The sequence below is a fragment of the Streptomyces sp. NPDC058246 genome (assembly GCF_042881985.1).
Classification (GTDB): domain Bacteria; phylum Actinomycetota; class Actinomycetes; order Streptomycetales; family Streptomycetaceae; genus Streptomyces.
In genome coordinates this window covers 59559-78954 of the sequence record NZ_JBHVWZ010000034.1, presented here as the reverse complement: position 1 = coordinate 78954, position 19396 = coordinate 59559, and the positions used below count along the sequence as shown (strand labels likewise).

The following is a 19396-nucleotide window of genomic DNA, read 5'->3' as shown; positions in this document are numbered from 1 at the left end:
ACGGGGGATTACAGCGAGGGCTGGGCGAGACCCTGGAGCGCGGCCACGGCGCGCTCGGTGATCTCCCCGGGGCCGCCCGACACGTCCACGGCGACGCCCGCCTCGTCCGCCTCCAGCGGTTGCAGGGTGGCGAACTGCGAGTCCAGGAGCGCCGTCGGCATGAAGTGCCCCTGGCGGTGCGACATCCGGTCCTCGATGAGCTCCCGGTCACCGGTGAGGTGGACGAAGACGACTCCGGGCGCCGCCGCCCGCAGTCGGTCCCGGTAGGCGCGCTTGAGCGCCGAGCTGCTGACCACCCCGCCGAGCCCTACCCGGGCGTCCGCCCAGGCGCCGATCGCGTCCAGCCACGGCCAGCGGTCCTCGTCGGTCAGCGGCGTCCCGGCCGTCATCTTGGCGATGTTCGCCTGCGGGTGGAAGTCGTCGCCCTCGGCGTAGGGGACGCCGAGCCGGGCCGCAAGCAGGGGACCGATCGTGGTCTTGCCGGTTCCTGCCACGCCCATGACCACGACGACATGGGGGGTACGCGTCAGCTGCATCGTGCTCTCGCCGTCTTCATCGACATCTGATGTCGACGCCACTGAAACTCATTAGGTACGACGAATTCAAGAGTCTGTGACATATAAGTCTGACTTTTTGTTCCCGGCGCTGGCCTCGTACGCTGACCCCATGACCACACGGGGCCGGGGGCTGCACGGACATGTACTGGAATCCCTCGGGCCGGCCATCACGGCGGGCGAGTACCCGCCGGGCAGTGTTCTGCGCACGGACGAGCTCGCGCAGCGCTTCGAGGTGTCACGCTCCGTGATGCGCGAGGCGGTCCGGGTACTCGAGTCCATGTACCTCGTCGAGTCCCGCCGTCGCGTCGGCGTCACGGTCCGCCCCAAGGCCGAGTGGAACGTGTACGACCCTCAGGTCATCCGCTGGCGGCTGGCCGGCGCCGACCGCCCCCACCAGCTGCGTTCGCTCACGGTGCTGCGCTCCGCCCTCGAACCCGTCGCCGCGGGGCTGGCCGCCCGGCACGCCACCGCCGAGCAGTGCGCCGAGCTCACCGAGTGCGCGCTGGGCATGGTCGCCACCTCACGCGGCCATCAGCTGGAGGCGTATCTCGTCCACGACGTCGCCTTCCACCGGGTGATCCTGAACGCCTCGGGCAACGAGATGTTCGCCCGTCTCGGTGACGTCGTCGCGGAGGTCCTGGCGGGCCGTACCCACCACGAAGTCATGTTCGAGGACCCCGACCCCGCCGCCGTCACCCTGCACGTCCAGGTCGCCGAGGCCGTACGGGAGGGCGACGCGGCCCGCGCCGAGGAACTCACCCGCGAGATCACGGTCGGCGCCCTGGAGGAGCTGGACATCCTCGCGCCCTAGGGAGTCGACGCGGAGCGGCGGTGAGTGACGACAACGCCGCAGACAGGCCTGCCAAGCCCCGCGTCTGCGGCATGATCCGCCGGACAGGCCTAGGCGCCCTGCTCCAGAAAATCCCCGTCCACGTACACCCACGCCCCGTCGACCCGCTCGAAGCGGCTGCGCTCGTGCAGCGAGCCGCCCCGGTAGGAGGCCCGGAAGGTCACGGTCCCCACGGAGTGGAACGCCGTCCCCTGCCCCGTATCGAGGATCTCCAGACCGGTCCACCGCAACCCGGGGTCGAACTCCACCCGCGCCGGCCGGGTCCGCGGATGCCAGGTCCGCAGCAGATACCCCTCGTCCTCCTTCACGAAGGCGCAGTACCGCGACCGCATCAGCGCCTCGGCGGTCGCCGCCGCGGCCTCACCGCGGTGGAACCGCCCACAGCACTTCGCATACGGCTCGGGAAGCCCGCAGGGGCAGGAACGACTGGTCATGGCTGCCATTCTGTCGAGGCTCTAGGCCGATTCGGTGTTCGTCGGCGGGTAGGCGGGCCGGGCCGGAACCGGCGCGGCGGGCGTCGGCAGGGCGGGCAGCGCGGTCTCACGGAGCCAGGCCGTGAACAGGTCGTCCACAGGGTCCGCCGCGTAGCGCCCGACGTGCGCGGTGAAGGCCGCCGTGGTGACCGCGCCGCCGCGGTGCAGGGTGGCCCAGCCGCGCAGCATGCGGAAGAAGGCCTCGTCCCCCATCGCGCAGCGCACCGCGTGCAGGGTGAGACCGCCGCGCTCGTAGAGCCGGTCGTCGAACATCAGCTTGCGGCCCGGATCGGACAGCACCAGGTCCTGCGGCAGCCCGGACAGCTTCCGGTGCGCGGCGGCGGCCAGCTGCTGCGCCGGGCGCCCGCCCGACCGCTCCGACCACAGCCATTCGGCGTACTTCGCGAACCCCTCGTTCAGCCAGATGTGCCGCCAGTCCGCGATGGAGACGCTGTTGCCGAACCACTGGTGCGCCAGCTCGTGCGCCACCAGCCGCTCCGAACCCCGGGCCCCGTCCACATGGTTGGCACCGAACAGCGACAACCCCTGTGCCTCGACGGGGACATCGAGCTCCTCCTCCGTCACGACCACCGCGTACTCGCCGAACGGATACGGCCCGAAGAGGTCCTCGAACAGCTCCATCATCGCGGGCTGCCGCGCGAAGTCCCGGGAGAACTCCGTCAGGAGATGCCCCGGGATGTGTCCGGACTGCGGTACGCCGCCCAGGCCCGGGTCGCCGAGCAGCACCGTCTGATACTTGCCGATCGAGAGCCCGACCAGATAGCTGGACGTCGGCGCCGCCTGCTCGTACACCCAGGTCGTCGTCGAAGCCTTCGTCGTACGGGTCAGCAGCCGGCCCCCGGCCACCACCGCGTACGCCGACGGGGTCGTGACCGAGATCTGGTACGAGGCCTTGTCGGCCGGACGGTCGTTGCACGGATACCAGGACGGCGCGCCGACCGGCTGGCTCGCCACCAGCGCCCCGTCCTCCAGCTCCTCCCAACCGAGCCCGCCCCAGGGGCTGTTGACCGGTCTGGGGTTGCCCGACCAGTGCACCTCCACCGTGAAGGCCGCACCGGCCCTGATCGGCTTCGGCGGGCGCACACGCAGCCGGCCGCCGCGGTGCGTGTAGTGCGGTGCCTTGCCGTCGATCCGGATCCGGCCGATCCGGAAGTCGGCCAGGTTCAGCTGGAACTCGGTGAGCGGACCGCGGCCCGCTATCGCGTTGAGCCGTGCGGTACCGGCGAGCCGGTTCGGGCCGGGGCGGTAGTCCAGCGCGAGCTCGTACCGGTGCACCCGGTAACGGGGATCACCGTTGGCCGGGAAGTACGGGTCCGATCCCACTGTCTGCTGAACGCTCACCGCTGCGACTGCTCCCTGCCCTGTGCTCGTACGACGTGCCGCTGTACCGCCCTCCGTGTCCGATCCGGCAGCGCCTTCCGGGTCTGCTACGAACGCCATGCCTCGATCGGGTTGCCCAGCCAGCGGGTGTCGTCGGGAACGGACTCCGCCGCCATCACCAGCGACGCGGGACCCAGGGTGGAGCGGGCCCCGACGGTGCTGCCGGGCAGGACGATTCCGCCCGGGCCCAGGGTGGCGCCCTCACGGAGGACCACAGTATCCGTCCGCAAGATCCGGTCGTGGAAGAGGTGCGTCTGGAGCACACAGCCACGGTTCACCGTCGCCGCGTCCTCCAGCGTGACCAGGTCCGTCTCCGGCAGCCAGTAGCTCTCCACCCAGGTGCCCCTGCCGATCCGGGCGCCGAGCCCGCGCAGCCACGCCGTCATCAGCGGCGTACCGGGCACGGAACCGGCCAGCCACGGCACCGCCACCACCTCGACGAACGTGTCGGCCAGCTCGTTGCGCCACACGAATCCGCTCCACAGCGGGTGCTCACCGGCCCGGTGCCGCCCCACCAGCAGCCACTTCGCCACGATGGACACGAGGCAGGCCAGCACACCCGCGGCGAGCAGCACCAGGCCGCCGAGCGCCCAGGCCCAAGCGCCCAGCGCACTCAGCGCGGCCACGGCCAGCACGGCCAGCGCCGCCGAGCAGAACACGGGCACGATCCGGCACAGCTCCACCAGACCGCGCGCCCACAGCAGCCGCGCGGGCGGCTCGTACGTACGGCTCTGGTCGCCGTCCTGCGTCGAGCGCGGCAGCTTCACCGGCGGCAGCCCCAGATACGAGCTGCCCTTCTTCGCCTTCTTCGGCGTCGCCGACAGCACCCCGACAAGACCGCCGTCGGGCACGCTGCGCCCCGGGGCGGTCATCCCGGAGTTGCCGAGGAACGCCCGCCGCCCGATCTCGGCGCGCCCGATCCGCATCCAGCCGCCCCCGAGCTCGTACGGCGCGGTCAGCGTGTCGTCCGCGAGGAAGGCGCCCTCACCGACGGTGGTCAGACTCGGCAGCGCGAGGACGGTGGACACCTCGGCGCCCCGGCCGACCCTCATGCCGAGCAGCCGCAGCCACACCGGCGTGATCAGCCCGGCGTACAGCGGGAACAACGTCTCCCGGGAGCGGTCCATCAGCTGGGTGACCGTCCAGGCCTGCCAGCCGATACGGCTGTGCGTCGGATGCGTGCCCTCGCGCAACCCCAGGCTCAGCAGCCGTACGGCGATCAGGAGCAGCAGCGCGTACGCGAGGCCGAAGGCGAGGGTCGCCGGCACCAGGGCGAGGGCGGCACCGCGCAGGGCCGCGCCGAGCCCGGCGTCCGCGCTCACGCACACCCGGGCCACGAGGAGGGCGGCGAAGCCCGCGACGACGGGCAGCGCGGTCAGCGCGAACCCGGTCGCCCCGTACATCGTCCGCCAGTAGGTGCCGCGCTGCGGCCGCTCCTTGGGCCAGGCCCGCTTCGCCTTGCCGAGCTTGCCCGCGGGCGCTCCCGCCCAGCGCTGCCCGGTCGGAATCTGGCCGGCCACGGCGGAACCGGGGGCCACCTCGGCCCGCTTGCCGACCCGCGCGCCCGGGAACAGGATGCTGCGCGTGCCGACCACCGCACCGGCACCCACCTTCACCGGGCCGATCTCCAGCCGGTCACCGTCCAGCCAGTGCCCCGACAGATCCACCTCGGACTCGACGGCGGCTCCCCGGCCGAGCTTGAGCATGCCGGTGACCGGCGGCAGCGAGTGCAGATCCACGTCCTGGCCGACCTTGGCGCCCAGGGCACGGGCGTACCGCTCGAGCCAGGAACCGGTGAGCGAGGTCGCGCCGCTGAACTCGGCGAGCCGCTCGGCCGTCCACAGCCGCAGATGCACGCTCCCGCCGCGCGGATATCGGCCGGGCTTCACGCCCCGCAGCAGCAGCCGCGCCCCGCCCGCCGCGATCGTGAGCCGGCCCGGCGGGCTGAAGAACACGACCGCCCCGGCGCCGACGAGCCACCACGACGCGCCGGGCGCCCACGGATACGGCCCGAACCGGTGCAGTACGTTCCCGAGCGCGGCCAGCGCCACCGTCCAGCGCAGCCCGAGCAGGGTGAAGAGGGGGACGAGGAGAAGCAGCTGGATCACCTTGGACCGCACCGGAACCGGCGCGACGACCCGCCCCGCGCCGTCGTCCTGCGCGGACTCCTCCAGGTGCCGGGCCAGCTTGCGCACGGTGGGCTGCTGGTAGATGTCGAGCACGGCGGCGCTGGGGTAGCGGGTGCGCAGCCTGGTCGTGAGCTGGGCGGCGGCGAGGCTGCTGCCGCCGATCGCGAAGAAGTCGTCCCCGGCGCCGGAGACGGGGATCCCGAGCACCTCGCTCCACTGCTCGGCGAGCCAGGCCTCGGTGCCGTAGAGCTGCTCCTTCGCCCCGCCGGTCGCCAGATCCGCCAACGGCCAGGGCAGCGCATCGCGGTCCACCTTGCCGGAGGTGCGCGTCGGCAGGTCGTCGACAGGGGCGAGCAGCGGGACCAGGGCGGCGGGCAGTTCCGCGCGCAGCTTCTCGACGGCGGCCGAGTGGTTCCAGCCGTCCTGGGTGACGACATAGCCGACGAGGAGCTGGTTGCCGCTGCGGGCGGTGCGGACAGCGGCGGCGGCACCCGCGACACCGGGCAGTGCCTGAAGGGCCGCGTCCACCTCGCCGAGCTCGATCCGGCGCCCTCCGAGCTTGATCTGCTCGTCGGCCCGCCCCAGGAAGACCAGCCCCTCGGGCTCCGCCTTGACGAGGTCACCGCTGCGGTACGCCCGCTCCCAGCCCAGCGACTCCAGCGGCGCGTACTTCTCCGCGTCCTTCTCGGCGTCGAGGTACCGGGCGAGCCCGATCCCGCCGATCACCAGTTGTCCGCTGCCGCCCATCGGGACGGGCTCCCCGGCCTCGTCGACGACGGCCAGTTCCCAGCCATTGAGCGGCAGCCCGATACGGATGGGCTCGTCCCCGGTCATGAGCGAGGCGCAGGCCACGACGGTCGCCTCGGTCGGCCCGTACGTGTTCCAGACCTCCCGCCCCTCGGTCACCAGCCGCTGCGCCAGCTCGGGCGGGCAGGCCTCACCGCCGAAGATCAGCAGCCGGACCTCGTTGAGCGTCTCGGGCTCCCACAGGGCGGCCAGCGTCGGCACCGTGGACACCACGGTGATCTCCTGCTCGACCAGCCAGGGGCCGAGGTCGGCGCCACTGCGCACCTGGGAGCGCGGCACCGGCACCAGACAGGCGCCGTACCGCCAGGCCAGCCACATCTCCTCGCAGGAGGCGTCGAAGGCGACGGAGAGCCCCGCCATGACCCGGTCGCCGGGCCCGATCGGGTCCTCGGTGAGGAAGAGATCCGCCTCGGCGTCGACGAAGGCGGCGGCACTGCGGTGACTGACGGCCACACCCTTGGGCCTGCCCGTGGAGCCGGAGGTGAAGATGATCCACGCGTCGTGCTCGACACCGGGCCGCGCGGCGGAAACCTCGGACCTGCCGTCGACGGTCAGCTGATGCCCGGCCCCGACGACCGCCCGCACCTCCGCTTCCCCGAACACCAGCTCGGCCCGCTCGTCCGGGTCCTCGGCGTCCACCGGCACATAGGCGGCGCCCGCGGCCAGTACGGCGAGGATCGCGACGTACAGCTCATTGGTGCCGGAGGGGACCCGGACCCCGACCCGGTCGCCGAGGCCGACCCCGGCGGCGCTCAGCCGCCGCCGCAGGGCCTCGACCTCGACGGCCAGGGCACGGTAGGTGAGGCAGCGGTGTCCGTCGTCGAGGGCGGGCTCGTCGGGGTAGGCGCGGACGGTGGCGTCGAGGACGTCGACAAGGGTGCGGGGCGAGGCGGCGGAGGAGGCGGAGAAGCGCGCCGGGTCACCGAACTCCGCGCGCACCTCCTCGTCGAACAGCGCGAGTGCGGGGCCTTGCTCGAGGGCAGCCATCGAGTCCTCACGTGTTGTTCCCGGAGCGTCCGGGGAGCTGGTGGGCCCGCAGGTATGCCTGGGGATATTCCGGTCCAGCTCCAAACAAGCCTGGAATTTTAGTACGACGCTAGTCGCGGGCCTGGTCATCAGCCATGCGAGCAGACCGCCCGAGAGCACCGGAACCATTGGTTCCGGTGCTCTGTCGACGCTCTGACGTGGGGGTATGTCATCCTGACGAGATCTGCCCCACATCTGCCCGTAACGCGTCGAACACGGTGAGCGAGCGGACGCGGAGGTGCCTCGGGCGGGGGCGCTTCGGGCGCGGAGGGTGCTTCGCGCGGGCACAAGAGTGAAGGCACAACGAGTGAGGGCCGCGACCAACAGGTCGCGGCCCTCACTCATCTCACGTGTCCGAGGGGGGACTTGAACCCCCACGCCCGATAAAGGGCACTAGCACCTCAAGCTAGCGCGTCTGCCATTCCGCCACCCGGACAAGGTGTCTGTCGCGCGGGTTTCCCTCGCGGCGACAGAGGAAACATTACCAGGCTTTCGAGGGCCCCTGATCACACCCCGTCGCCGCGTGAACGGCGTGTGACGGGCCGGGTCCGGCCTTGGGGAGGGAAGGGGGTCGGAGGGAGGATGAGGGGGGACCACCAGCAGCGTCAGTGGGAGGAAGCAGCGTGAGCGAGTCGAACACGGCCAGGAGCGTCTCTGGCGAGGACGAGGTCGTGGACCTCTGTCGCGAGCTGATCCGGATCGACACCAGCAACTACGGCGACCACTCCGGGCCGGGCGAGCGCAAGGCCGCCGAGTACGTGGCGGAGAAGCTCGCCGAGGTCGGGCTTGAACCGCAGATCTTCGAGTCGCACCAAGGGCGCGCCTCCACGGTGGCCCGTATCGAGGGCGAGGACCCCTCGCGGCCCGCGCTGCTCATCCACGGCCACACCGACGTCGTACCGGCCAACGCGGCGGACTGGACCCACCACCCGTTCTCCGGCGAGATCGCGGACGGAATGGTGTGGGGCCGCGGCGCGGTCGACATGAAGGACATGGACGCCATGACACTGGCGGTCGTACGGGACCGGCTGCGCAGCGGCCGCAAGCCGCCCCGTGACATCGTCCTCGCGTTCCTCGCCGACGAGGAGGCCGGCGGCACGTGGGGGGCGCGGCACCTCGTCGACAAGCACCCCGACCTCTTCGAGGGGGTGACCGAGGCGATCGGCGAGGTCGGCGGGTTCTCCTTCACGGTCAACGAGAAGCTGCGGCTGTATCTCGTCGAGACCGCCCAGAAGGGCATGCACTGGATGAAGCTGACCGTGGACGGCACCGCCGGGCACGGTTCGATGATCCACAAGGACAACGCGATCACCGAGCTGTCCGAGGCCGTCGGGCGGCTCGGCCGGCACAAGTTCCCGGTCCGGGTGACGAAGACGCTGCGGCACTTCCTCGACGAGCTGGGCGACGCGCTCGGCACCGAGCTCGACCCGGAGAACATGGACGAGACGCTCGCCAAGCTCGGCGGCATCGCCAAGCTCATCGGCGCCTCGCTGCAGAACACCGCCAACCCGACCCAGCTGGGCGCCGGCTACAAGGTCAACGTGATTCCGGGGCAGGCCACCGCGCACGTCGACGGCCGTTATCTGCCGGGGTACGAGGAGGAGTTCCTCGCCGACCTGGACCGGATTCTCGGCCCGCGGGTGAAGCGTGAGGACGTGCACGCGGACAAGGCGCTGGAGACCGGCTTCGACGGAGCGCTGGTCGACGCCATGCAGACCGCGCTGTCCGCCGAGGACCCGATCGCGCGCGCCGTGCCCTACATGCTCTCGGCCGGCACCGACGCCAAGTCCTTCGCCGACCTCGGCATCCGCTGCTTCGGCTTCGCCCCCCTCAAGCTGCCGCCGGAACTGGACTTCGCGGGCATGTTCCACGGCGTCGACGAGCGGGTGCCGGTGGATGCGCTGCAGTTCGGCGTGCGCGTGCTCGACCGCTTCATCGACGCGTCGTGACGGGTCGTACCGTGCCGTGCCGTGACACGTGAGGATCGGGGCGCGTGACGGGTTGACGCCGACATTCGCCTGTACGTACGGAGATCACCCGGGAAGGGTGAATGCGACGATAAGCTCGTAGCTCTACTACTCCCTCCTCGTTACAGGTGATGCGATCAGCTACTTGGGATCGCATTTGCCAACAAGGAGGAATAATGATCAAGAAGGTCGTCGCTGCTGCGGCTGCTACTGGTGGTCTGGTTCTCGCGGGTGCGGGCCTGGCCGTCGCTGACTCGGGTGCCCAGGGTGCCGCCGTGCACTCCCCGGGCGTCGTCTCCGGCAACGTCATCCAGGTGCCCGTTCACGTCCCGGTGAACGTCTGCGGCAACACGGTCTCCGTGATCGGGCTGCTGAACCCCGCCTTCGGCAACACCTGCATCAACAAGTGACGTTGTGCCTCACCCCATGAGGGTCTGAGTCCGTCGGCCCCGGAGCGCGCGCCATGCGCTCCGGGGCCGACCGGTCTCTCCGCGCACGCGTCTCGTGGGGGGCGTGCGCGTTCCGGATGGTCCAAGCCCAAGGACTAAGGCAGGGATACAGCTATGCGACAGGTCACCCGCAAGGGCCTGATGACCGTGGCGGCCGCGACCGGCGTACTCGCCGCGACCGGCGGCTACGCACACGCCGACTCGGGTGCGAACGGCTCCAGTTCGGACTCGCCCGGCGTGCTGTCGGGCAACACGGTGCAGGTGCCGGTGCACGCACCGGTCAATGTCTGCGGCAACACCGTGAACGTCGTCGGGTTGCTCAACCCGGCGATGGGCAACAAATGCGTCAACCACGGCGGCGGCAGCGGTTCGTCCGGTGGTGGGTACGGCGACGGAGGTTCCCACTCCGGCGGCGGTTCCCACTCCGGCGGAGGGTCGAAGGCCGGCGGCCACGCCAGTGACTCGCCGGGCGTCGGCTCCGGCAACCACGTCCAGGTGCCGATCGACGTGCCGGTCAACGCCTGCGGCAACAGCGTGAACGTGGTCGGCATCGGCAACGCGGCGGCGGACAACGACTGCGCGAACGGGGCGGGCGGGGGTCACTCCACCACGCCGCCCGGCGGCGGTCACGAGACGCCGCCTCCGGGTACGCCCGGACAGCCGGGGCATCCCGGGCACCCGGGACAGCCCGGCCACCCCGGCCACCCCGGTCAGCCGGGAACTCCGGGTCACCCCGGTCACCCGGGCCAGCCGCCCGCCTCGGGCGGCAAGCACCCGGGCGGTTCCTCGCACGCCAACCACCCGGGCGCGCAGTCGGTGACCCAGCCCCTGGGCGCCGCACAGCTCGCCCACACCGGCAGTGACCTGCCTCTCGGTGTGGTCGTGCCCGCGGGCGCGGGTGCGCTGCTGGCGGGTGCCCTGCTCTACCGCAGGGCGCGCTCGGCCGCGTAAACGGCACGGATGGGAACACAACGTCACATATGGCCCCTGTGACGTGGAGAACGGAGCGGGCCCCGCGTCGGCGGGGCCCGCTCCGTTTCAGCCGCCCCTCGTCACCACGTGGCGCGCACCTGTCGGATGATCCGCCGGCGCAGCCGCACCCTGCGGCTTCCGTCGCGCAGCAGGCTCAGGCGGTCCAACTCCCAGTGTCCGTACTCGGCATGGTCCGTCAACAGGCGTGTCGTCTCCTTGCGGGAGACCCCGCGCGGTACGTACACGTCGACAAATTCGTATTCCGGCATCGCATCTATTGTGCGGGCAGAGGCCCTGTACGGATAGCGTCTGCACTATGTCTGATGCTGTGCAGCCCACCGCTGCCGAGGTACGCGCCGCCGCCGAGGCGGTCAAGACCGCTCTCGACCGCCACCTGGCCGCGGTCGAGCGCAGGACGGGCGAAGACGACCCGGCCGTCTACGAAGCGTTCAACGAGCTCGCCGCCGCGGCCGAGGAGTACGACGAAGTCCTCTACGACCGCTACGACGAGGTCACGCCCTTCGAGATCCCCGGTACCGACGACACGCTGCCGCCGTACACGGGCCCGGAGGAACCGAACGCGCTGAGCGTGCTGATCCGCCGGGACTACGCGGTGGTGGAGCCACAGCGACTGCTGGCACAGGCCCAGCGGGTGGAGGCCGTCGAGGAGGACGGCGCCACCGACACCGCGGGCTTCGACGCGGCGTCCGGCACGATCCATGGGGCGCTCGGGGTCCTGTTCGGTGAGTTCGAGCCGGACGAGATCGCCTCGCGGCACAAGGAATTCGGCCTGGAGGAGGGCGACTCCACACTCTGGGTCACCGCCGCCGACGAGCCCGCCGAGCCCGGCGAATGGCTGGAGACCCCGTTCGAAGCGATCGATCCACAGCGGGTGGTCTGCCGCTTCGACGTCAGCGCCGTCTTCGACGACGATTCGGACGACGACGACCTGGAGAACGGCCTCGGCCCCGACGAAGACCTGGAGCCCTTGGACGCGGACCACTGAATCCGCCCTGGCCCTGGCCCTGGCCCTGGCCCTGGCCATGGGCCACGCGGGACGCCGTCGCAGCCGTCTCGGCTCGCAGCCGTCTCGGCCGCGACGCGCGTGCCGCTCGGGGCGGCAGCCCGTTCGCAGCGGCGCGCTGGGGGCGCCTTGGGCGCCGTCGCAGCCGACTCGGAGTGGCCAATCGTGCCGCTGGGGCGGCGCGGGTGGGCACGGCGGCACCCCGTCAGCGCCGGGCTCTGCACCCACCCCGGCGGTTGCCCCGGCGCCGGGTGCCCGCAAACGCGGTGGGGCCCCGGCGCCGGAGGATCAGCCGGCCGTCGGCCCCTGCGCCGGCGCCTGCGCCTTGAGCAGGGCAGGCAGCCGGGTGGTACGCGGCTTGGCCGGGACCTCCGCCACCGCCCGAGGCAGCGCGCCCTCCACCCCGTGCACCACCGAAAGGTGACGCTCGGCACGACCGAAGGCCGTATACACCCAAGGCCTGGAAAGCGACTGCGCCGCGTCCCCGGGAAGCACCACGACGGCAGCCGGCCAGCGCATCCCCACCGCCTGGTGCGCCGTGACCGCCCACCCGTGCCGCACGGCCTGCTCCACCCGCTCCTTCGGTACGACGACGGAGAGCCCCGCGCACGTCAGGTGCAGCCCGTCGGCGTCGGCCGTCACCACCTGCCCCGGCACCGAACGGCCGGGCGCGGGGGAGTACACGATCCGGTCGCCCGGGTCGAAGCCCCCGAAGCGGCCGGGCCCGGGGTTCAGCCGCTCCTTCAGCGCGGCGTTCAGCGCGCGCGTGCCGACCGCCCCGCCGTGCCCGGGAGTGATCACCTGCGTCTGCTCGGCCGGGATACCGATCGCGCGCGGCACCGAGTCCGCGACCAGTTGTACGGTCCGGTGCACCGCCTCGCCGGCGTCGCGCACCGGGACGATCACGACCTCCTTGCCGGGCGCCTCGACCTGGTTCAGCTCACCGATGCCGACCCCCGAGACCAACTCGCCGATGGGCCCGGGGTCCGGCGTCCGCGAGGCCACCTGCGGGCACACGCGGGCGGCGAGCAGATCGGCGAAGACCCGCCCCGGCCCCGCCGACCACAGCGTCGCCGGGTCCCCGCTCAGCACCAGCCGCGCGCCGTCCGGCAGCGACTCGGCGAGCACGGCCGCCGTCTCGACGTCGAGCTGCGGCGCGTCCAGGACGACGAGGAGGTCGAGGTCGAAGGCGCCCTCGGCGTCCCGGCCCGGGCCCTCGGCCCCGGACAGCAGTCCCGCGACGGTGGTGACACCGGTGCCCGAGCCGTCCTCGGAGCCGTCCGGTAGATCGGACGAGCCGTCCTCGGAGCTGTCCGGCAGGTCGGACGAGCGGTCCTCGGAGCCGTCCGGCAGATCGGACGAGGCCATCAGCGCGGTGAAGCGGTCGCGGCCGCCCGGCGTGTGGGTGGCGGCCCAGCCGCGCAGACCGAGACCGCGCACGGCGTGCAGCAGCGCCGCCGCTTCGGCCTGGGAGGCGTCCCCGCCGGTGTGCAGGACCAGGCCGTGGCCCGCGACCGCACGGATCAGCTCGGCGGCGGAACGGGTGGCCGAGGCTGCGGCCCGCTCCCAGTCGGCGGCCGAACGGTCCTCCTTGGGCACGGAGTTCATCACCCGGGCCAGTCCGTCGGCGAGACTCTCCTCGGCCAGGGCATACCGCTCCAGGCCCACCAGGACGCGGACCGGGCGCTCCTCGCCCTCCTCGGCTCCCTCCTCCACCGCGGGGGCCGCCGTGTCGAGCGCGTCCTGGAAGACCAGGGCCTCGCCCTCCGCGAGGGTGCTCTGCACAGCCGCGTCCGGGTCCGGCACCGAGCGCTGGGCGAGCGCGGCGGTGAGCGCCGGGGCGTCCAGCGCGGTGTGGCCGGCGAGAGCCGCCTGCTCCAGGAGCCAGACCGTGAGGGCCCGGCCGCGCCGCTCGTCGTCCGGGCCGCACTCCGCGCCGAGCATCGCCCGGGCGAAACCGTCGGCCTGCTCGGGCCGCACCCCGGCGACCCTCAGCAACTGCCAGGGGTCCTCGCGCAGTTGCTCGTCGGCGCCCTCGCCCAGCGCCGCGACGACCTGCGCAGCGAGCGCGTCGGGTGCGCCGCCCCCGGTCAGCACGGCCCGTACGGCCTCGACGGTCTCGGGTGCGGCGGCCGACGGCGCGGCGGCCGGGGCGACCACGGGCTGTGGTCGCCGCACGGGCTCCTGCGCGACCCGGCGCGGCGCCGGCTCGGGCTCGCGGAAGGCGGTGGCCACGGGCTTCTCGCCGCTCTCCACGGCCCGCACCGCCGCGAGCAGGTCCGCGGCCTTTCCGCTCAGCTTGGCCCCGGCCTCGATCGGCCCCTGCCTCTCCGCCTTGCGCCGCTCGATCCGCTCCCGCTCCAGGCGCTGGGCCTTCAGCTCGGCCTCGGCCTCGGACAACTGGGCGGCGCCTTCGGAGGCTTCGGTCCCCGCCGGGGCTTCGGCTCCGGCCTCTTCGGCGTCCGCTTCGGAGGCTTCGGCATCCGCGCTCCCGCCCTCGGAGGTCACGTCCGCGTCGGCGCCCTCGGTCTCCGGGGCCCCGGCGGCCGTGTCCGCGCCCGGCGCCCCCGGCTCCGCTTCCTCCGTGGTCTCCGGCTCCGTGGTCACAGCGTGCTCCAGTCGTGATCGGGATAGTGGTGCACCGGTGCCGACACGTCGTCGAGCGCCCGGCAGATCTCGTCAGGAAGACTAAGGGTCTCCACTGACAACGCGGCCGTGAGCTGCTGCGCGTTGCGCGCGCCGACGATCGGGGCGGCGACGCCGGGCCGGTCGCGGACCCAGGCGAGGGCGACCTGGAGCGGTGTCACGGCGAGGCCGTCCGCCGCGGTCGTCACCGCGTCCACGATGCCGCTCGCCGTGTCGTCCAGGTACGGCGCGACGAAGGGCGCGAGGTGCTCCGAGCCGCCCCGGGAGTCGGACGGTGTCCCATCCCGGTACTTGCCCGTGAGCACGCCCCGCCCGAGCGGCGATGAGGGGAGCAGCCCTACGCCGAGATCGAGAGCCGCGGGCAGCACCTCACGCTCGACGCCGCGCTGGAGAAGGGAGTACTCCATCTGCGTACTGGCGAGGCGGGTGCGGGTCCCGGGCGCGGCGAGCTGCCAGGTCGCCGCCTTGGCGAGCTGCCAGCCGCAGAAGTTGGACACGCCCGCATAGCGCGCGCGACCGCTGCTGACCGCGAGGTCGAGCGCCTGGAGGGTCTCGTCCAGGGGCGTGCCGGGGTCGTACGCGTGGACGTGCCACAGATCCACATAGTCCGTGCCGAGGCGGGCGAGGGAGGCGTCGAGGGCGGCGAGGAGATGGCCGCGCGAGCCGTCGAAGCGGCGGTCCGGGTCGGGCACGCTCCCCGCCTTCGTCGAGATGACCAGGTCCCGACGTGGCACGAGCCCTTCTATGAGGCGTCCGAGCAGATACTCGGCCTCCCCGTCCCCGTACACATCCGCGGTGTCCACGAGGCTTCCGCCCGCTTCCCAGAACACCTTCAAGAGGTCCGCGGCGTCGTGCTCGTCGGTGTCCCGCCCCCAGGTGAGGGTGCCGAGTCCGATACGGGACACACGCAGGCCGGTACGGCCGAGATGCCTCTGCTCCATGGACGCCGAGATTACTGGCCAGAACTCACTGCGTGGGGGCCCTGTGGACAACGAACACAGGGCGGGCGTGAACCCGTCCCTGCCACGGCGCCCACCAGCGCGCTAGGGTCTCCGGCACAAGGGACGTTACTGATCGGTAAAAGGGGAATCGGCCATGCAGCTCGGGATCAACCTCGGCTACTGGGGCGCCGGAATGGACGCGGACAATCTCGCCGTCGCCCAGGAGGCCGACCGGCTCGGATACGCCGTCTGCTGGGCCGCCGAGGCCTACGGCTCCGACGCGGCCACCGTGCTCAGCTGGGTCGCCGCCCAGACCGAACGCATCGACGTCGGCTCGGCCATCTTCCAGATCCCGGCCCGCCAGCCCGCGATGACGGCGATGACCGCCGCCACCCTCGACTCGCTGTCGGGCGGCCGCTTCCGCCTCGGCCTCGGCGTCTCGGGGCCGCAGGTCTCCGAGGGCTGGTACGGCGTCAAGTTCGACAAGCCGCTGGCCCGCACCCGGGAGTACGTGGAGATCGTACGGAAGGCGATGACGCGCGAGCGCCTCTCGTACGAGGGGGAGCACTGGACCCTGCCGCTGCCGGGCGGCCCGGGGAAGCCGATCAAGCTGACCGTGCACCCGGAGCGCGAGCACATCCCGCTCTACATCGCCGCGATCGGCCCCAAGAACCTGGAGCAGACCGGGGAGATCGCCGACGGCGCGCTGCTGATCTTCCCCTCGGCCGAGCACCTGGAGGACACCGCGGTCAAGCACCTGCGGGCGGGCCGCGAGAAGGCCGGGAAGACGATGGACGGCTTCGACGTCTGCCCGACGCTGCCGCTCGCCGTCGGCGCGGACAAGGACGTGGCCGCGCTCGCCGACATGTTCCGGCCGTACACCGCCCTGTACGTCGGGGGCATGGGCAGCCGCAAGCAGAACTTCTACAACCAGCTCGCCCAGCGCATGGGGTACGAGAAGGAAGCCGCCGAGATCCAGGACAAGTACCTGTCCGGCGACAAGGAGGGCGCTGCCGCCGCCGTTCCGCACGCGCTGATCGACCAGACCACCCTGCTCGGCTCGGTCGACCGCATCGCCGACCGGATGAAGGCGTACGCCGCGGCCGGGGTCACCACGCTCACGCTCGCCCCCGCGGGCTTCACGCTGGAGGACCGGCTCGCCTCGCTCCGGGCCGGATTCGAGGCCCTGGAGCGGGCCGGGCTCGCGTAACACGCGAAGCGGCGGGTCTGAGGAGAGTTCTGTGGCCGTGGTGGGCCGGAGGAGAGTTCTGCGGCCGTGGTGGGGGCTCGGGGGTCTTCCCCGCCACGGCCGTCACGGGGAACAACGCGTCGGCACCCCCTTGGTTACGCGTCTGTGCCACCTTGGCCGTCCGTCGTTCGGCGGATTTGTCCGACACATCGGTTGCCGCGCTCCTGACATCCCATTTGACTCGTTTTCTGCGCAACTCTGCAGAGAGGTGTCAGTGCGATGCTTTCGGCCAAGAGTCTGTTCCGCGAGATCCTCGACAACGACGAGTCGTTCCGTCTCTTCTGCTCCATCGCCGCCAGCGGGGAGTCGCAGGGAGGCTGGGAGAACGCCCGGATCGCGGCGCTCGTCCCGCCGAGCGAGCGCGGGTTCGCCCGCAAGATCGCCCGGCACGGCGCCGACGAGGACAAACACGGGCGGATCTTCAACGCTCTCATGAAGAAGCGCGGCCTCGAACCCGTCGGGGTGCCACCCGACACCGACTACACGATGCTCCTGGAGCGGCACGGCATCGGCCTCGCGCACGAGAAGCTCAGGAGCGACCGGCCGCTCACCGTGCGGGACATCGTCACCTATCTCGCCCATAGCCGGGTCACCGAACAGCGTGCCTCCGAACAGATGCGGCTGCTGCGCAAGCACTTCGCGGACCACCCGGATGTCGGCCGGGCGGTGAAGATGATCTCCCGTGACGAAGACGACCACCTGGCCTACTGCCACGAGGAGCTGCTGCGCTTCGCCCACGCCGGACACGGCCGCGCCATCCAGCGGACGCTGCGCGAGTGCGCAATCGCCGAGATCCGCGTCTACCGGGACGTCAGCCTCGCCGTGATGGCCCACATGGGGCGCGTCCTCGGCTGGCCCCGGCCCAAGGCGGTTGCGCTCGCCGCGGGCATCCACGCCGTCTACGCGTACGAGCGGGCCGTGGGCTGGCGCCGGATGGTCTCCCTGAGGATGCCGGAACGGCGCGACGCACTGGGCGGTCCCGCGACGGTGGCGCCCGAGTTCGCGTGAACCGCGCTCACGCGCGCGTGGAGCCTGATCACGGCCCAACCGCGGTCGCGCACGAGTCGAGTCCGACTCACAGCGCCCGCGCACGAGTGAAGTCCGATCACAGCCACCCCCGCCGCTTGAACAGCCGGTACAGCAGCACCTCCAGCGTCACCATCGCCAGCACCACCGCCGGGTACGACCAGAGCCAGTGCAGCTCGGGCATGTGGTCGAAGTTCATGCCGTAGATTCCCGCGATCATCGTGGGGACGGCGGCCATGGCCGCCCACGACGAGATCTTTCGCATGTCGTCGTTCTGCCGCACGCTCATCTGCGCGAGATGCGCCGAGAGGACGTCCGAGACGAGCCGGTCCAGAGCCTCCACGGACTCGTTCACACGGATCAGATGGTCGTTGACGTCGCGGAAGAAGGGCTGCGCCTTCTCGTGCACGAAGGGGACCCCGGAGCTGTAGGCGCCCGTGCCGGACAGCCTGTTCAGCGGAACGGCCAGCGGGACCGTGGCCCTGCGGAACTCCAGGACCTGCCGCTTGAACGTGTAGATCCTGGACGCGGTGTTCCGCGAGCCGCCGACGGACGGCAGGAAGACCTCCGCCTCCAGCTCCTCCAGGTCGGTGCCCAGCTCGGTCGCCACCTCCAGATAGTGGTCGACCGTGGCGTCTGCGATCGAGTAGAGCACGGCGGTCGGCCCGTGCCCGAGCATCTCGGGGTCCCCCTCCAGCTGGCGCCGCACGGCCGCCAGGGGCGAGCCCTCGCCGTGCCGGACGGTCACCACGAAGGAGTCCCCCAGGAAGATCATGACCTCGCCGGTGGAGACGACATCGCTGTCGGGCTCGTAGACGACCGGCTTGAGCACCACGAACAGCGAGTCGTCGTACACCTCCAGCTTGGGCCGCTGGTGCGCCTTCAGGGCGTCCTCGATCGCCAGCGGGTGCAGCCCGAACTCCTCGGTGACGAGGTCGAACTCCTTCTCCGTCGGCTCGTGCAGCCCGATCCAGATGAACGCGTCGCCCGCGGCACGCGCCTCGGCCAGGGCGTCCGACAGGTCGTCGGGGCCCTCCATCCGATGCCCGTCGCGATAGATGGCGCAATCGACGATCACAGAGCGTATTCTCCTGTCCCTAGGTCCCTGCCGCACTCCGGCCGCCGTTTTCCACAGGCCCGGCCGGGTCCGCGAGCCACCCGTTTACGCTGGGCCGCATGCCCACCCTGATCCTCGTCCGCCACGGACGTTCCACCGCCAACACCGCGGGACTGCTCGCCGGCTGGACGCCCGGCGTCGCCCTCGACGAGCGCGGCGCCCAGCAGGCCGCGGCGCTGCCCGGGCGGCTCGCCGGGCTGCCGATCGCCGAGCTCGTCACCAGCCCGCTGCAGCGCTGCCAGGAGACCGTCCAGCCGCTCCTCGACGCCCGGCCCGAGCTGCGGGCGCACACCGAGGAGCGCATCGGCGAGGCCCACTACGGGGACTGGTCCGGCCGCAAGCTCGCCGAGCTCAAGGACGAGCCGCTGATGGAGGTCGTCCAGACCCATCCGTCCGCGGTGGCCTTCCCGGGCGGCGAGTCCATGCGGGCCATGCAGACGCGGGCCGCCGAGGCGGTCCGCGAGTGGAACGCGCGCGTGGAGCGCGATCACGGCAGTGACGCGGTGTACCTCATGTGCTCGCATGGCGACATCATCAAGTCCCTTGTCGCGGACGCACTCGGACTTCATCTCGACCTCTTCCAGCGGATCTCTGTTGAACCGTGTTCCATCACCGCGATCCGTTACACACGGATGCGGCCGTTTCTCGTACGCCTCGGGGACACCGGTGATTTCGCGTCCCTGGCGCCGCGCGAGGAACCCCCGAGCGGCGACGCCCCGGTCGGGGGTGGTGCGGGCGCACCGTGATCGTCGGCCGCAGTAG

At 71.8% G+C, this 19396-nt stretch carries 16 protein-coding genes and 1 tRNA gene; 8 read left to right on the top strand and 9 right to left on the bottom strand.

Annotated features, from left to right (window positions below):
* Positions 1–8: 8 nt before the first annotated feature.
* Positions 9–536 (bottom strand): gluconokinase, encoded by a 528-nt coding sequence (locus ACFVXA_RS34050; RefSeq protein ID WP_383907908.1) that lies wholly within the window; start codon positions 534–536, stop codon positions 9–11.
* Between the two features lie 130 nt (positions 537–666).
* Here ACFVXA_RS34050 and ACFVXA_RS34045 point away from each other — a divergent pair, with 130 nt between their 5' ends.
* Positions 667–1368, top strand: a complete 702-nt coding sequence (locus ACFVXA_RS34045) for a FadR/GntR family transcriptional regulator (protein WP_383747892.1) — start codon at positions 667–669, stop codon at positions 1366–1368.
* A gap of 89 nt (positions 1369–1457) precedes the next feature.
* Here the strand turns inward: ACFVXA_RS34045 and ACFVXA_RS34040 are convergent, their stop codons facing one another.
* The 4 genes from ACFVXA_RS34040 to ACFVXA_RS34025 form a co-directional block, all read right to left on the bottom strand.
* On the bottom strand, positions 1458–1850 hold the full coding sequence (locus ACFVXA_RS34040) for a YchJ family metal-binding protein (protein ID WP_362020538.1): 393 nt from the start codon (positions 1848–1850) through the stop codon (positions 1458–1460).
* 12 nt (positions 1851–1862) lie between these two features.
* The gene (locus ACFVXA_RS34035; protein ID WP_383747890.1) at positions 1863–3242 is read right to left on the bottom strand and encodes a M1 family metallopeptidase; all 1380 of its coding nucleotides are present in this window, start codon (positions 3240–3242) and stop codon (positions 1863–1865) included.
* 86 nt (positions 3243–3328) lie between these two features.
* The gene (locus tag ACFVXA_RS34030; RefSeq protein ID WP_390028191.1) at positions 3329–7204 is read right to left on the bottom strand and encodes a Pls/PosA family non-ribosomal peptide synthetase; all 3876 of its coding nucleotides are present in this window, start codon (positions 7202–7204) and stop codon (positions 3329–3331) included.
* Between the two features lie 390 nt (positions 7205–7594).
* Positions 7595–7679, bottom strand: a tRNA-Leu gene (locus tag ACFVXA_RS34025).
* Positions 7680–7866: 187 nt separating this feature from the next.
* Here ACFVXA_RS34025 and ACFVXA_RS34020 point away from each other — a divergent pair.
* From ACFVXA_RS34020 to ACFVXA_RS34010, 3 genes are all read left to right on the top strand, one after another.
* Complete coding sequence (locus tag ACFVXA_RS34020; protein WP_362020549.1) at positions 7867–9192, top strand: M20/M25/M40 family metallo-hydrolase; 1326 nt, start codon at positions 7867–7869, stop codon at positions 9190–9192.
* A 194-nt stretch (positions 9193–9386) separates the two neighbouring features.
* Positions 9387–9620, top strand: coding sequence for a chaplin ChpH (gene chpH, locus ACFVXA_RS34015; RefSeq protein ID WP_010988036.1), 234 nt, complete (start codon positions 9387–9389; stop codon positions 9618–9620).
* Between the two features lie 153 nt (positions 9621–9773).
* On the top strand, positions 9774–10610 hold the full coding sequence (locus ACFVXA_RS34010) for a chaplin (RefSeq protein ID WP_383907825.1): 837 nt from the start codon (positions 9774–9776) through the stop codon (positions 10608–10610).
* Between the two features lie 101 nt (positions 10611–10711).
* Here the strand turns inward: ACFVXA_RS34010 and ACFVXA_RS34005 are convergent, their stop codons facing one another.
* Complete coding sequence (locus ACFVXA_RS34005; protein ID WP_081223519.1) at positions 10712–10900, bottom strand: DUF5703 family protein; 189 nt, start codon at positions 10898–10900, stop codon at positions 10712–10714.
* A 47-nt stretch (positions 10901–10947) separates the two neighbouring features.
* On the opposite strand from ACFVXA_RS34005, the gene ACFVXA_RS34000 reads away from it, so the two are divergent.
* On the top strand, positions 10948–11637 hold the full coding sequence (locus ACFVXA_RS34000) for a hypothetical protein (RefSeq protein ID WP_362020556.1): 690 nt from the start codon (positions 10948–10950) through the stop codon (positions 11635–11637).
* A 306-nt stretch (positions 11638–11943) separates the two neighbouring features.
* On the opposite strand, the gene ACFVXA_RS33995 is transcribed toward ACFVXA_RS34000, so the two are convergent.
* Together ACFVXA_RS33995 and ACFVXA_RS33990 are read right to left on the bottom strand one after the other, a co-directional pair.
* Positions 11944–14262: a helix-hairpin-helix domain-containing protein gene (locus ACFVXA_RS33995; RefSeq protein WP_389748122.1), complete on the bottom strand. Its 2319-nt coding sequence runs from the start codon at positions 14260–14262 to the stop codon at positions 11944–11946.
* Positions 14259–15242, bottom strand: a complete 984-nt coding sequence (locus tag ACFVXA_RS33990) for an aldo/keto reductase (protein WP_362020560.1) — start codon at positions 15240–15242, stop codon at positions 14259–14261. The genes ACFVXA_RS33995 and ACFVXA_RS33990 overlap by 4 nt, the downstream gene beginning before the upstream one ends.
* 154 nt (positions 15243–15396) lie before the next feature.
* Here ACFVXA_RS33990 and ACFVXA_RS33985 point away from each other — a divergent pair, with 154 nt between their 5' ends.
* Together ACFVXA_RS33985 and ACFVXA_RS33980 are read left to right on the top strand one after the other, a co-directional pair.
* A complete protein-coding gene (locus ACFVXA_RS33985) occupies positions 15397–16452 on the top strand; it encodes an LLM class F420-dependent oxidoreductase (protein WP_362020563.1) in 1056 nt (351 codons plus the stop codon).
* A gap of 258 nt (positions 16453–16710) precedes the next feature.
* Positions 16711–17499 carry a ferritin-like domain-containing protein gene (locus ACFVXA_RS33980; RefSeq protein WP_383743008.1) on the top strand — a complete coding sequence of 263 codons (789 nt, stop codon included), beginning with the start codon at positions 16711–16713 and terminating at the stop codon, positions 17497–17499.
* 97 nt (positions 17500–17596) lie between these two features.
* Here the strand turns inward: ACFVXA_RS33980 and corA are convergent, their stop codons facing one another.
* Entirely contained in the window at positions 17597–18595 is a 999-nt protein-coding gene (gene corA / locus ACFVXA_RS33975) for a magnesium/cobalt transporter CorA (protein WP_383743011.1), read from the bottom strand.
* Positions 18596–18693: 98 nt separating this feature from the next.
* Between corA and ACFVXA_RS33970 the strand changes: the two genes are divergently transcribed.
* A complete protein-coding gene (locus tag ACFVXA_RS33970) occupies positions 18694–19380 on the top strand; it encodes a histidine phosphatase family protein (protein WP_383743014.1) in 687 nt (228 codons plus the stop codon).
* The last annotated feature ends 16 nt before the right edge of the window (positions 19381–19396 follow it).

Bases quoted from the DNA above. Each gene is read 5' to 3' on its own strand.
- ACFVXA_RS34010 (WP_383907825.1), top strand. From the start codon at position 9,774: ATGCGACAGGTCACCCGCAAGGGCCTGATGACCGTGGCGGCCGCGACC.
- ACFVXA_RS34050 (WP_383907908.1), bottom strand. From the start codon at position 536: ATGCAGCTGACGCGTACCCCCCATGTCGTCGTGGTCATGGGCGTGGCA.
- ACFVXA_RS34005 (WP_081223519.1), bottom strand. From the start codon at position 10,900: ATGCCGGAATACGAATTTGTCGACGTGTACGTACCGCGCGGGGTCTCC.
- chpH (WP_010988036.1), top strand. From the start codon at position 9,387: ATGATCAAGAAGGTCGTCGCTGCTGCGGCTGCTACTGGTGGTCTGGTT.
- ACFVXA_RS33990 (WP_362020560.1), bottom strand. From the start codon at position 15,242: ATGGAGCAGAGGCATCTCGGCCGTACCGGCCTGCGTGTGTCCCGTATC.
- ACFVXA_RS34040 (WP_362020538.1), bottom strand. From the start codon at position 1,850: ATGGCAGCCATGACCAGTCGTTCCTGCCCCTGCGGGCTTCCCGAGCCG.
- ACFVXA_RS34045 (WP_383747892.1), top strand. From the start codon at position 667: ATGACCACACGGGGCCGGGGGCTGCACGGACATGTACTGGAATCCCTC.
- ACFVXA_RS33980 (WP_383743008.1), top strand. From the start codon at position 16,711: ATGCTTTCGGCCAAGAGTCTGTTCCGCGAGATCCTCGACAACGACGAG.
- ACFVXA_RS33985 (WP_362020563.1), top strand. From the start codon at position 15,397: ATGCAGCTCGGGATCAACCTCGGCTACTGGGGCGCCGGAATGGACGCG.
- ACFVXA_RS33970 (WP_383743014.1), top strand. From the start codon at position 18,694: ATGCCCACCCTGATCCTCGTCCGCCACGGACGTTCCACCGCCAACACC.
- ACFVXA_RS34030 (WP_390028191.1), bottom strand. From the start codon at position 7,204: ATGGCTGCCCTCGAGCAAGGCCCCGCACTCGCGCTGTTCGACGAGGAG.
- ACFVXA_RS34000 (WP_362020556.1), top strand. From the start codon at position 10,948: ATGTCTGATGCTGTGCAGCCCACCGCTGCCGAGGTACGCGCCGCCGCC.